Here is a 13,233-nt window from a genome sequence, read left to right as displayed (position 1 = left end):
ATGAACTGGACGACCCCCGGCAAGCTGCGCACCAAGGGCATCATCGGCATGAATCGGCGCAATATCCACTATATCGGCCGCTACAACGATCGGCGGCTTTATCCTCTGGTCGACGACAAGCTGCAGACCAAGCTGTTGGCCCAGCGTTACAACATCACTACCCCGGCCTTGATCGGCACGGTCTCGACCCAGTTCGGCATCAAGCACATGCGTCGCATCCTCGACGGCCACAGCGGCTTCGTCATCAAACCGGCCAAGGGCAGTGGCGGCAAGGGCATCCTGGTGATCGAACGCCTCGAGGGCGAGCACTACGTCAAGCCCAGTGGCACGCACTTGACGCTGCGTGACGTGGAGCGCCATGTCTCCAACATCCTGTCGGGGCTGTATTCCCTCGGCGGCTCTCCGGATGTGGCACTGGTCGAGGGCTTGATCGATTTCGACGAATCCTTCAGTGCCTACACCTATGAGGGCGTACCCGACATTCGTGTCATCGTCTTCAAGGGCTACCCCGTGATGGCCATGATGCGGCTCTCCACGGCGGCCTCGGACGGCAAGGCCAACCTGCATCAGGGCGCCGTCGGCGTGGGCATCGACATTGCCTCGGGACAGGCCATTCGCGGCGTCCAGTTCGATCGCTCGCGCCACGATCATCCGGATACCGGCCATGAACTCGCCAGTCTGCATATCGACAACTGGCGGACCCTGCTGGAACTGGCCGCCAGTTGCCATGAAATGACCTCGCTGGGCTATCTGGGAACCGACATGGTGCTCGACCGCCAGCATGGCCCCATGCTGCTGGAGCTCAATGCTCGCCCCGGCCTGGCCATCCAGATGGCCAATGGCGAGGGGCTGCGCAATCGCCTCGACCTCATCGAGCAACAGGCCGACGGCGTTCCCCCGGCGCAACGTGTCGATTTCGCCCAGCATCACTTCGCCCGCCGCAGCGAACTGGAGAGCACCCGGGAGGCCTCGGCTTGAGGCCGCGCCTGGCAGTGCAGGCATGCGACGCGTAGAATGAGCCCTTTACTCCAGAGAGCGCATGGCTAGCATGACCGATTCCCGAGCTCTGATGGATCAGGCCGAGCGCCAGTGTCGCCAGCGCGGCGTACGCTTCACGCCGATCCGACAACGCGTGCTGCAGATGATCGCCGACACCCGGGGGGGCCTGAAGGCTTATGACCTGCTCGACCGCCTGACCACCGAACACGCTGCGGCCCGCCCGCCGACCGTCTATCGCGCCCTGGAATTTTTGATCGACCAGGGGCTGGTACATCGCATCGAATCGCTGAATGCCTATGTCGCCTGCCCCTGCCCGGAACATGCCCATGGCTTTCAGTTATTGATCTGCCGCGACTGCGGCCGTGTCGAGGAACTCCACCTCGACACCATCAATGAGCAGCTCGGCCGCCGGGCCCATGAGCTGGGATTCACGGTCCAGCGCCAGACCATCGAGCTGCTGGGCCGCTGCGATAGCTGTCACCAGCAGGCCCAGACCTCCTGACCGTCACGGAGCCCTCATGTCAGACGTGTTCAAGGCGCTGGAAGGCGCCACTGCCGACAGTACTCGGCCGCTGACCGATATCCTCGCTGCCGCGCGTTTCAACGACGCCGGCCTGATGCCCGCCATTGCCCAGCAGCACGACAGCGGCGAGGTCCTGATGATGGCCTGGATGAATCGCCTGGCACTCGAGGAGACCCTGAGTACCGGGCGTGTCTGCTACTGGTCGCGTTCCCGGGACCGCCTGTGGCGCAAGGGGGAATCCTCCGGCCAGCAACAGCATCTGGTCAGCGCGGCGTTCGATTGCGATGGCGACACCCTGCTGCTGCAGGTCGACCAGACCGGGCCCGCCTGCCATACCGGGCGGCGCAGCTGCTTCTACGTCGTGCTGGAAGGCGAGCAGGCCAGGATCGCCTCGGCGCCACTGCTCGACCCGGATAGCCTCTACTCGCGATGAGCCTGCTGGCTGCCTTATGACCGCCCTGCTCTCCGGCATCAGCCGCCTGTGCCGATATCTGCTGACTCTGACGCTCGTCGGCCTGGTCAGGCTCTATCAGTGCTGCCTGAGCCCCCTCCTGGGGCCGAGATGTCGTTACTGGCCGAGCTGCTCGCAATATACACTGGAGGCCCTGCGAGTACAGGGGCCGTTCAAGGGCGGCTGGCTGGCCATCAAACGCATCCTGCGCTGCCATCCCGGCGCGTCCGGCGGCATCGACCCGGTGCCCGGCGGCCCCAGCGAGCGGCTGTGCAGGGAAGACCCTGAGCTGGATGACGACTTCCGGTGTCGCCATTAAGGAAACACTGCTTAAATCCCTACGCATGCAAATCGATGCGCTATGGCCGCCATTCTTGGCGGCTACCCTGCGGGCCCGTCTAAACACGGTTCAAATTCGCTCCTGGCGAATTTGTGCGCGGTGCTGGTGCGCCAGCTCGGTCGAAAGCTCGCCTAACTAATTGTCATGTCTCGCTTTCTGCGCTCCGCACCCTGATGTCTGGACATCAGGGTTAACTAAATATTGCCCTTCAGGTCATGAAACCCGTTTTCGACTTCCTGCACCAAGCGTTCCGCTAGTTCCTCGTCCTGAATCACGGGAAACTCCTTGATCAGCTTGCCACTGATGCCACCGCTCTGTCGTACCGAGCGAATGATTCGGTCGATATGCTCATCGGGACCTTCCAACCAATCCTTGATGGCCAGCCGGGTCCGATACCAGGCACGCTGGAAAGCCGCCTGTTCATGCATCTCATGCTCCAGCGTATGCTGGACCACTTCCTGAAGATACTCGACTTGGCGGGTCAGGTCAGGATACCTCCATGTTGGAGCTGCTTGATCATACGCAGAAAATTGGAAATCGGACGCAATGCCATCAGCGTAGCGGTGACGCTTTTCCGAGAAGCTCACCGCTTCAGTGAAAACTTGCATCAGGGGTTTTGAGTAGCATTCAAGAATACGGTCATACTCGGCTCGCCGAATCGCTGTCGACGTGATGGTCGCCGATACGGGGAGGATAAATGGCTCGGGGATCTGGCCGTCCCTACGCAGCACGTCATTGACCAGAAAGCGCGATACTCGTCCATTGCCATCGGCGAGAGGATGTAGAAAGACAAAGCCAAAGCTGGCGACAGCTGCCCGAATCAGCGAGGATTCCTTCTCGGTAGCTGCGAGGAAATGGCGTAGTCCATCGAGCATCCCGGCGAGCCATTGCCAGTGCGGGCAGACATAGTGAACCACCGAGCCGTGCTGAAGCGAATTGCTCCCAACGAAAACCGGCGATTGCCGCAAGCCTGGTTGTATCGTGGAAAGCCCGAGGATGGCACGCTGGAGTTCGGAAAGCGCATGTGAATCCAGAGAGTCATCCAGATTGCCGCAATAGTGCTCCATGGCTTGCGCAAAACGCTGAATCCGGTCCCGGCGCTGCCCTTCATGTTCGATCACGAAGCTTGCCCGACTTTCCTCGATAGTCAGCCAGACCGCACTCCTGAGCAAAATATCAGCACCGAATTCGCCTTCCATGGTGTCGAGTTCGGCGCTGATATCAAAATGCCGGAATGCCTCGACAATTTCGGTTTTGCGCACCAACGGGCAATACTCCGGTGTTCCCGGTAAATTGTCATTGATGCGCCATCGCCTGTTTCGAACCGGGTGGCTCCTTGTCACATAGTAGCGAGCATCAAGGGCATCACGGTAATTGCCGCCGACTTCAGCGATATCCAGCTCACGACGAGTCAACCACTCATAGAAGAACCCCGCTCGACGGGCATATTGCCCGGTCGGTTCGCGGTGCACCCACGCCGTCAACTCCTGTTCGGACATGACGCCAAACAGACGGGCCAGGAACTCCAGGTGCAGCCCTTCATGTTTCATGGCAAAGGCGAGATGGGCTGTCGGCGTATCGGCAGGACGCATGGCCTCCAGATACGTTTCCTGGCGTCCACTCTCATGCTCGTGGGTATGCCGCGTGCGCCCGATACAGCTCACCACATGAAATGGCTGAACCACTCGTATGTTGAAGTATCGGGCAAGCCAGCCATAGCCGATTACATCCTGCTCTTGAGCCGTCAAAATGATTATCTCACCGATAAAATGATTATATCTTCGAGCGTTGAATCAAAAATGATTATGGCAGGATGCCGGGCTGGCGGCTAGCCGACTCAGGCGGCTTCCTGTTCGGCCACCCGATAGATGCGTTCGAGCATGGAATGCAGGCCATTGCTGCGGGTCGGTGACAGGTGCTTGTCCAGGCCCAGGTCCGTCAGGAAATGCGGACTGGTGTCACGAATGTCCTGCGGGCGCCGATCATTGTAGATGCGCATCAGCACCGCAATCAGGCCGGAGACGATGGCCGCATCGGAAATGGCCTGGAAATGCAGGCTGTCGCCATCGCGCTGATGGTGCATCCAGACATTCGACTGACAGCCCTGGATCTTTCGCTCTTCGGTCTTCCACTCGTCGGGAAAGGTCGGCAACTGCTTGCCCAGGTCGATAATGTACTGGTAGCGATCCATCCAGTTATCGAACATGTCGAATTCCTCGACGAGTTCCTGTTGAGCCTGCTCGGCGGTCATGGTCGTCATGCAAGTCTCCTCGATTCGGTTGACGCCCATTATAACGGTTGCGCCCCGCCGTCGTCCGCCCCCGATGTGCCCTCAGGGCCGGGCAGACCATGGCCGGACTGCTGACGATGCCACTCCTCGGCCTCGGCATGCAGGTAGCGGGCCGTGGTGTCGAGTCGTGAATGGCGGGCCGTCTCTGCCAGATAGCGCAGCTCGATGCCCGCTTGCGCCTGGTGTGTCAGCGCCGTATGGCGCAGCCAGTGCGGTGTGGCACGACGCAGCTGGTGCGCCTCATGCAGGGCCTCGCCACCCGTCGACAGTTCGCGGGCATCGGCCGCCCGGGCGAAGGTGGCGCGCATCAGTCGATAGACCTGGTTCTCCCCCAGGCCACGCCGACCATCCAGACCACGCAGCACCGGTGTCTCCTCGTCCGCCGCCGGTCGTGGCGGCAGGCCCAGCCCCTGTCGCCAGTCGGCCAGCAGCTGCAGCATGTCCGGCGGCACGGGTATGCTCGCCAGCTTGCCGCCCTTCCCCGTCACCTGCCACCACCAGCGCCCCTCGCGGCGCTTGAAATCATTCATGCGCGCCGCTGCCATCTCGCCGATACGCGGCGCAAGCAGATAGGCAAAGCCGAACAGCAAACGCTGACGACACCACTCGAACTGCCGGCGTCGGGAGGCATCATCCTCCGGCGCCTGATTCAGCCACTGCCATAGCCACTGCCACAGGGGCCGCTCCAGATAGCGCTCCACGGTGGATTGTCGATTATCCAGACGGCGGCGCTTGTCGCGCATCAGCCGAAAGGGGTTGTGCTCCAGCCAGCCCGCCTCGACCAGCCAGGCAAACAGCCCCTGGAGGATCACCAGGCTCTGGCGACGGCTGGAGGGCGACAAGGGGCCACGAAAGGGACGCCAAGCGGGGTCGTGGCGCGGCCTGGTCGGCCCGACCCAGCGCTCGCGGGGTCGCGGGTCCGCCAGAAAGGCCTCGAAGTCATCCAGGTCGCGACGTTGCAGGCCCTGCAGTGACCGCCCTGCTTCGCGCAGCCACAGCAACAGCCGCTCGGCTTCGCGTCGATAGGCACGCCGGGTATTGGGGCTGGCGCGGTACTCGGCCAGCCAGCAGGCCACCGCTTCGGCATCGCTGGAGGCCTGGATGCGTCCGGATGACGACACAGGCAGCGCCGCGCTGTCCGCAGACGCATACAGCAGACTACCGATCTCCTCGGCGGCCGGCCTACTGGCCGCCGCATCGGGCGCTGAATCGGCAGGCAACGAGTCGTCTTCCATGGGCCATTCCTGTGGGTCGCGATCCTGGGTGGCGGCCGTGCCTCGGACTGGTCGGCGCATCGGCTCGCTCAGTGTGGCGCTACGCGTGCAGAAATTCAAGATAAGGCGCGTAATCTTGAATTTATCGACAATAGTGTAAATATAATTACGTAATACAGTTTTATGTAAATCACTTTATTTCAGCACCGGAACGCGCTATCCTGCGCCTGCCAGGCAGGCAACGGACACACGCCGAAGAGGCCTGCACATGCCAGCCATGGCCGGCTTCGGCAACCGTGGAAAGCAACAACGGGCCTTCACGAGGAGATCACATGGCACGCAGCGGTGTGCGATACGAGGATGTACAACGCGCCATCGACGCCCTGATGGCACGCGGGGAAGCCCCTAGCGTGCACAAGATTCGTGAAGCCCTGGGCACGGGCAGCTTCACGACCATCAGCGAACACTTGCGCGAATGGCGCCGGCTGCGCGAGGAAAACCGCGATGTTCCGCCTCCTCAGGGCATGCCCACCGAGCTCCAGGCACTGGCCGAAGCGCTGTGGAGCCAGGCCCAGGAAGCCGCCAATGACGCCCTGGTCCATTATCGACAGGAAGCCGATACCCGCGTGGCAGAGGCCCATCAGCAGGTCGAAGGGGCCGAGCGCCGTGCCGAGGACGCCGAACAGCGGGAAGCCGCCCTGTCCTCGCGCCTGACGGAGCTCGATCAGCGTCTCGATGAGCGGACCCGTGAACAGGCGCAGCTACAGGCCGAACACGATGCCCTGCAGGAGCGGCTGGCCCGCGCGCAACAAGAGGTCGAGACCCTCCAGTCGCGACTGGAAGCCGCCAGACAGGAAGCCCGTGAGCAGGAACAGGCCCACCAGCAGGCCCTGGAAGCGCAGCAAACGAACCTCGAGCAACGCCTGCGGCAGGAAGAGGAGCGCAATGAAAGCGCCGAGGCGCGCCTCATGGGCCTGCTGGATGAGGCCCGACAGGAGCGCCAAGCGGCCGAGAAGGCCCATGCCGGGCGCGAACAGCGGCTCGAGCGTCAGCTGGAAGATGCCCGGGCACAGCACAAGGCCCGCGAACAGGAGCTGTCCGAGGCCCAGCAGGCGCGACACGAGGCCGAACGGGCCCGAGCCACGACACAGGAAAGAGAAACCGAGCTGCAGCGGCAGAATGAAGAACTGGCCGCGCGTATTACCGAACGCGATCGCCAACTGGCCGAGCAGGCCGAACACTGGCAACAACGCGAGCAGCAGATGGAAGAGCGGCTATGGACTTCGCTGGAAGCCTTGCGCAGCGAGTGGCGGGATGCGCGGGAGCGAGCCGAGGATACAACGGACTCGCCTGCTCCGGACCGCGAGAACCCCGCCTGAACGGGACCGGCTCGCGCGAGCGGATGGATGACTGCCGCGGCCAACTGGCCACGGCAGTCACCGGGTCTCAGTAGTAGGCGTTGGTGGTGTCCGAGTGGTCGGTGATGTCCCGGATGCCACTGAGCTCCGGAATACGTTCCTTCAGGGTCTTCTCGACGCCATCCTTGAGCGTGATGTCCACGGCGGCACAGCCCTGGCACCCGCCGCCGAAGGACAGCACGGCGACCTGCTCCTCGGTCAGCTGCACCAGGCGGACCTCACCGCCATGCGCCGCCAGACCGGGATTGATTTCGCTGTGCAGGACGTAATTGACCTGATCCTCGAGCGGGCTGTCGGCATTGACCTTCGGCATCTTGGCATTGGGCGCCTTGATCGTCAGCTGGCCGCCCATGCGGTCGGCGTTGAAGTCGACCACGGCCTCTTCGAGGAAGGGCACGCTGTTGCTGTCGAGATAGACGGCAATCTTCTCGAGTTCGAGCCGCTCATCGCTGGGCTCTTCCTCGCCGGGCCGGCAATAGGCCAGGCAGGTCTCGGCGTAGGGCGTACCCGGTTGGGTGATGAAAATACGCACAGCGATACCTTCGACGTTCTGCTTGGCCAGCAGCTCGGCAAGGTAATCTTGGGCACTGTCGGTGATCTGGATGCTGTCACTCATGATGCTCTCACTGGTCTGGCCCCGACCCGGGACGAAGTGGACGGATGCGAGTCAGGATATCGGTGTTTTCCCTCATGGTAAGCGAGCCTCGCCGCCAAGACAATCCCGAGTGTTTTGGTGGGTCTTTCCCACCCTGCCGCTGACGGCCGGCATTTGCTACCATGTAGCCCCATCCGGCTCCCCGCACAGGGCGGATGCCGCATGACACAGCCCATAACAACGCTCGATTCACGACTTCCCGGAGATCTTCCCGACTCATGGCCGACGTTTCCGTATCCTCGCTTGCGACGCTTACCGATAGCCTCTCCAGCCGCATCCTGATGCTGGATGGCGGCATGGGCACCATGCTGCAGAATGCCGACCTCAGCGAAGCGGAATTCCGCGGCGAGCGCTTCAGCGACTGGCCGACCGACCTCAAGGGCAACAACGACCTGCTCGGCCTGACCTGCCCGGACCTGGTCACGCGCATCCATCGGGAATACCTGGAAGCCGGCGCCGACATTGTCGAGACCAACACCTTCAACAGCACGCGCCTGTCCCAGGCCGACTACGGGATGCAGGAACTGGTGGTCGAGCTCAACCGGGAATCCGCCCGCCTCGCCCGCCAGGTCTGCGACAGCGTGGCGCGGGAAACCGGCGTGCCACGCTATGTGGCCGGCGTGCTGGGGCCGACATCGCGCACCGCCTCACTGTCGCCGGATGTCAACGACCCGGCCATGCGCAACGTCACCTTCGATGAGCTGCGCGACAACTACCGCGAGGCCGCCGAAGCGCTGGTCGAAGGTGGCAGCGACCTGATCCTGATCGAGACCATCTTCGACACCTTGAACGCCAAGGCCGCCATCTTCGCCCTGGAGGAACTCTTCGAGGCGCGCGGCGAGCGCGTACCGGTGATGATTTCCGGCACCATCACCGATGCCTCCGGCCGCACCCTGTCCGGCCAGACCACCGAGGCCTTCTGGAATTCGGTGCGCCATGCCCGGCCCCTGTCGATCGGCCTCAACTGCGCGCTGGGTGCCGCCGAGCTGCGTCCCTATGTCGAGGAGCTGGCGCACAAGGCCGATACCTTCGTGACCGCTCACCCCAATGCCGGGCTGCCCAACGAGTTCGGGGAATACGATCAGACCCCGGACGAGATGGCGGCGATCGTCGCCGAGTTCGCCACCAGCGGGCTGGTCAACATCATCGGCGGCTGCTGTGGCTCCACTCCGGAGCACATCGCCGCCATTCACCGCGCCATCCAGGGCGTCGAGCCGCGCCGGGTTCCCCAGCGCGACCGGGCGTGTCGCCTGTCGGGCCTGGAGCCCTTCAACATCCAGCACGACTCGCTGTTCGTCAATGTCGGCGAACGCACCAATGTCACCGGTTCGGCGCGCTTCAAGCGCCTGATCAAGGAAGAAGACTTCACCACCGCCCTGGAAGTCGCCCTAGAGCAGGTCGAAAACGGCGCTCAGGTCATCGACATCAACATGGACGAAGGCATGCTGGAGTCCGAGGAAGCCATGGTGCGCTTTCTCAACCTGATTGCCGGCGAACCCGACATCGCCCGGGTGCCCATCATGGTCGACTCCTCCAAGTGGGAGATCATCGAAGCGGGCCTCAAGTGCATCCAGGGCAAGGCCGTGGTCAACTCCATTTCCCTGAAGGAAGGCGAGGACGCTTTCCGCGAGCAGGCCACCAGGTGCCGTCGCTATGGCGCCGCCCTGGTCATCATGGCCTTCGACGAACAGGGCCAGGCCGATACCTTCGCGCGCAAGACCGAAATTTCTCAGCGCGCCTATCGCCTGCTGGTCGACGAAATCGGTTATCCGGCCGAAGACATCATCTTCGACCCCAACATCTTCGCCATCGCCACCGGCATCGAGGAACACGACAATTACGCCGTCGACTTCATCGAGGCCACGCGCTGGATCCGCGAGCACCTGCCGCATGCCATGGTCTCCGGCGGCGTGTCCAACGTGTCCTTTTCGTTCCGCGGCAACAACGCCGTGCGCGAGGCGATCCACTCGGTGTTTCTCTATCATGCCATCCGTGCCGGCCTGAGCATGGGCATCGTCAATGCCGGCCAGCTGGCCGTCTACGATGACCTGCCCGATGAGCTTCGCGAAGGCGTCGAGGATGTCGTGCTCAATCGTCGCCGCGATGCCACCGAACGGCTGCTGGAACTGGCCGACCGATACAAGGATGACGGCAGCGGCGCCACCCAGAAGGAAGACGCGGAATGGCGCAGCTGGGAAGTCGAGAAGCGCATCGAGCATGCCCTGGTCAAGGGCATCACCGCCTACATCGAGGATGACACCGAACTCGCTCGTCAGCGGGCGCAGCGCCCGATCGAGGTCATCGAAGGCCCGCTGATGGATGGCATGAACGTGGTCGGCGACCTGTTCGGCGACGGCAAGATGTTCCTGCCCCAGGTGGTCAAGTCGGCCCGCGTCATGAAGCAGGCCGTGGCCTACCTGATTCCCTATATCGAGGCCGAGAAGAGCGAGGACACCCAGGCCAAGGGCAAGATCGTCATGGCCACCGTCAAGGGCGATGTCCACGATATCGGCAAGAACATCGTCGGTGTGGTCCTGCAATGCAACAACTACGAGGTCATCGACCTCGGCGTGATGGTGCCGGCCGAGAAGATCCTGCAGACCGCGCGCGAGGAGAATGCCGACATCATCGGGCTGTCCGGCCTGATCACGCCCTCCCTGGACGAGATGGTGCATGTCGCCAAGGAAATGCAGCGCCAGAACTTCGACATCCCCCTGCTGATCGGTGGCGCCACCACGTCCAAGGCGCATACCGCGGTCAAGATCGAGCCGGGTTACGAGCACCCGGTGATCTATGTCACCGATGCCTCACGCGCCGTGGGGGTCGCCGGCAAGCTGCTGACTCCGGGGCTCAAGGCGGATTACATCAATGACATCCGCGACGAGTACGAAAAGGTGCGAGAGCGCAACGCCAAGCGCCGGCCCAAGGCCGCCGAAATCAGCTACGCTCAGGCCCGCCAGCACAAGCCGGACTTCGACTGGCAGGCGTATACGCCGCCGCGCCCGGCCCTCTCCGGCCTGCAGACCTTTGCCGACCAGCCCCTGGCGCCACTGATCGAGCGCATCGACTGGACGCCCTTCTTCATGAGCTGGCAGCTGGCCGGCAAGTATCCCCAGATACTCGAGGATGCCAAGGTCGGCGAAGCGGCCCGCAACCTCTTCGATGATGCCCAGGCCATGCTGCGGTACCTGGTCGACGAGCGACTGATCCAGGCTCGCGGGGTGATCGGCATGTGGCCGGCCAACAGCGTGGATGACGATACCATCGAGGTCTACGCCGACGAGTCACGGACCCGGGTGGTCGAGCGGCTGCAGCATATTCGTCAGCAGACCACCAAGAATCGCGAAGGCGTCTGCTACAGTCTGGCCGATTTCGTTGCGCCCCGGAGCACGGGACAGCCCGACTGGATCGGCGGCTTTGCGGTGACCGCCGGCCACGGGGTGGAAGCGCTGGCCGAGCGTTACAAGGCCGCCGGCGACGACTATAACGCCATCATGGTCCAGGCCCTGGCCGACCGCCTGGCCGAAGCCTTCGCCGAGTACATGCACGAGCGCGTACGCACCGAGTACTGGGGCTATGCGCCCGAGGAGGCACTGGACAACGAGGCCCTGATCGCCGAGCAGTATCGCGGCATCCGCCCGGCGCCCGGCTACCCGGCCTGCCCGGATCATACCGAAAAGGCCACCCTCTTCCGTCTGCTCGAGGCCGAGCAGCACACCGGGCTCTCCTTGACCGAGAGCTTCGCCATGTGGCCCGCGGCGGCCGTCTCCGGGTGGTATTTCGCGCATCCGCAGTCGAAGTACTTCTCCACCGGCCGCATCACGCGCGACCAGGTCGAGTCCCTGGCCGAGCGCAAGGGCATGACGCTGGGCGAACTGGAACGCTGGCTGATGCCGGTGCTCTCCTACGACCCCAGTTGATGGCCGGGAGTGCCACCAGGCGTGATACGACCCGCCTGCTCCCCGAAGGCAAGCGGCGGCGTACCATCCTGCGCATCGCCCTGCCGATCATTGGCGGCATGCTCAGCCAGAGCCTGCTGAATCTGATCGATGCCGCCATGGTCGGCATGCTCGGTGAGGTCCCGCTGGCCGGCGTGGGCATCGGCGGCTACGCCATCTTTCTGGTCACGGCCGTGGTCTTCGGCCTGTCATCCGGTGTGCAGGCTCAGACGGCTCGGCGGCATGGCGAACAGGCCTGGCGCGATCGCGGGCAGGCCCTGAATGCCGGGCTGCTGATAGCCCTGGCGATCACCCTACCCTTGACCCTGCTGTGTCTGTGGCAGGCGCCCCGCCTGCTGGCGATGATCAACCAGGATCCGGCGGTGCAGGCCGATGCCGTGGCCTACTTCCGCTGGCGAGTGCTATCGCTGGCGCCCGTGGCCTTGATCTTCTGCTTTCGCGGCTTCTGGAACGGCATTCAGCGCACCGGCCTGTATCTGCGCATCATGCTGGTAATGCATGTGATCAATATCGTGACCAGTGCCGGCTTGATCTTCGGCCTGTTCGGACTGCCCGCCATGGGGGCGTCCGGTGCCGGTGCCGGTACCACGCTGTCGCTGTTCGCGGGACTGGCCCTCTGGGCCGCCTACAGCCTGCGCCATGCTACCGCGAGCGGTTTCCTGGGCGGCTGGCCCCCGCTCGGCACCCTGACGACCACGCTGAGGCTTGCCGTGCCGCACTCCTTCCAGCAGATCTGGTTCGCGGCAGGCTATGCGGCGCTGTTCTGGATTCTCGGACAGATCGATACCGCCAGCGTGGCGGTCGGCCATGTGCTGGTCAATCTGTCCTTGATGCTGATACTGCCCGGCGTCGGGCTCGGCATGGCCGCCATGAGCCTGGTCGGCCAGTCACTCGGTCGCCAGGATCATCGGGACGCCACGCGCTGGGGCTGGGACGTGGTGCGCGTGGCCATTGTCTGTCTGCTCGTCCTCGGGGGGCCGCTGGTGGTGTTTCCCGAGCGCGTACTGGGCTGGTTCCTGCATGACCCCGCCCTGATCGCCATGGGGCATCTGCCGCTGCAGTTGACGGCCCTGATGATCGTCATGGATGCCGCGGCCCTGGTGCTGGCCCAGGCCCTGCTGGGCGCCGGTGCCAATCGCACCGTCATGCTGACCACCCTGGGGCTGCAGTGGCTTCTCTTCCTGCCGCTGGCATGGTGGGTCGGGGTCCAGCAGGAATTCGGCCTCATCGGCATCTGGTGGCTACAATTGGCCTATCGTGGCCTCCACTCCCTGTGGTTTGCCATCATCTGGCAACGCCAGCGCTGGACGACGGTGGTGGTATGAGGGACAGCGTCGGCCGCCGCACGCCGATGACGGCGCCACCCGGCCATGACCGGGCAGAC

Annotated in this window: 11 protein-coding genes; 7 read left to right on the top strand and 4 right to left on the bottom strand. The window is 63.6% G+C overall.

What is annotated here, in order from left to right; genetic code table 11:
* The 4 genes from QWY79_RS14235 to yidD all read left to right on the top strand — a co-directional run bounded on the left by QWY79_RS14235 (window position 1) and on the right by yidD (window position 2,292).
* On the top strand, window positions 1-978 hold the full coding sequence (locus QWY79_RS14235) for an alpha-L-glutamate ligase-like protein (protein WP_290274154.1): 978 nt from the start codon (window positions 1-3) through the stop codon (window positions 976-978).
* Between the two features lie 70 nt (window positions 979-1,048).
* A complete protein-coding gene (locus QWY79_RS14230; RefSeq protein WP_141319439.1) occupies window positions 1,049-1,501 on the top strand; it encodes a transcriptional repressor in 453 nt (150 codons plus the stop codon).
* Between the two features lie 16 nt (window positions 1,502-1,517).
* The gene (hisI, locus tag QWY79_RS14225) at window positions 1,518-1,955 is read left to right on the top strand and encodes a phosphoribosyl-AMP cyclohydrolase (RefSeq protein WP_290274152.1); all 438 of its coding nucleotides are present in this window, start codon (window positions 1,518-1,520) and stop codon (window positions 1,953-1,955) included.
* A gap of 16 nt (window positions 1,956-1,971) precedes the next feature.
* A complete protein-coding gene (yidD, locus tag QWY79_RS14220) occupies window positions 1,972-2,292 on the top strand; it encodes a membrane protein insertion efficiency factor YidD (RefSeq protein WP_290274150.1) in 321 nt (106 codons plus the stop codon).
* Between the two features lie 215 nt (window positions 2,293-2,507).
* On the opposite strand, the gene QWY79_RS14215 is transcribed toward yidD, so the two are convergent.
* The 3 genes from QWY79_RS14215 to QWY79_RS14205 form a co-directional block, all read right to left on the bottom strand.
* Window positions 2,508-3,905 (bottom strand): Fic family protein, encoded by a 1,398-nt coding sequence (locus QWY79_RS14215; RefSeq protein WP_290274148.1) that lies wholly within the window; start codon window positions 3,903-3,905, stop codon window positions 2,508-2,510.
* Window positions 3,906-4,150: 245 nt separating this feature from the next.
* Window positions 4,151-4,573, bottom strand: coding sequence for a SufE family protein (locus QWY79_RS14210; protein ID WP_290274146.1), 423 nt, complete (start codon window positions 4,571-4,573; stop codon window positions 4,151-4,153).
* A gap of 29 nt (window positions 4,574-4,602) precedes the next feature.
* Window positions 4,603-5,838: a tyrosine-type recombinase/integrase gene (locus QWY79_RS14205; RefSeq protein ID WP_290274144.1), complete on the bottom strand. Its 1,236-nt coding sequence runs from the start codon at window positions 5,836-5,838 to the stop codon at window positions 4,603-4,605.
* Between the two features lie 311 nt (window positions 5,839-6,149).
* Here QWY79_RS14205 and QWY79_RS14200 point away from each other — a divergent pair, with 311 nt between their 5' ends.
* Window positions 6,150-7,196, top strand: a complete 1,047-nt coding sequence (locus QWY79_RS14200; protein ID WP_290274141.1) for a DNA-binding protein — start codon at window positions 6,150-6,152, stop codon at window positions 7,194-7,196.
* A gap of 67 nt (window positions 7,197-7,263) precedes the next feature.
* Here QWY79_RS14200 and nfuA read toward each other — a convergent pair whose 3' ends face one another.
* Window positions 7,264-7,851, bottom strand: coding sequence for a Fe-S biogenesis protein NfuA (gene nfuA / locus QWY79_RS14195; RefSeq protein ID WP_290274138.1), 588 nt, complete (start codon window positions 7,849-7,851; stop codon window positions 7,264-7,266).
* Window positions 7,852-8,108: 257 nt separating this feature from the next.
* On the opposite strand from nfuA, the gene metH reads away from it, so the two are divergent.
* Both metH and QWY79_RS14185 read left to right on the top strand, forming a co-directional pair.
* A complete protein-coding gene (metH, locus tag QWY79_RS14190) occupies window positions 8,109-11,810 on the top strand; it encodes a methionine synthase (protein ID WP_290274135.1) in 3,702 nt (1,233 codons plus the stop codon).
* Entirely contained in the window at window positions 11,810-13,174 is a 1,365-nt protein-coding gene (locus QWY79_RS14185) for an MATE family efflux transporter (protein WP_290274131.1), read from the top strand. Before metH ends, QWY79_RS14185 begins: the two co-directional genes overlap by 1 nt.
* The last annotated feature ends 59 nt before the right edge of the window (window positions 13,175-13,233 follow it).

Origin of the sequence: Halomonas sabkhae, assembly GCF_030409265.1 — a bacterium.
Classification (GTDB): Bacteria; Pseudomonadota; Gammaproteobacteria; order Pseudomonadales; family Halomonadaceae; genus Halomonas; species Halomonas halmophila.
This window is presented reverse-complemented; position numbering and strand designations above follow the sequence as displayed.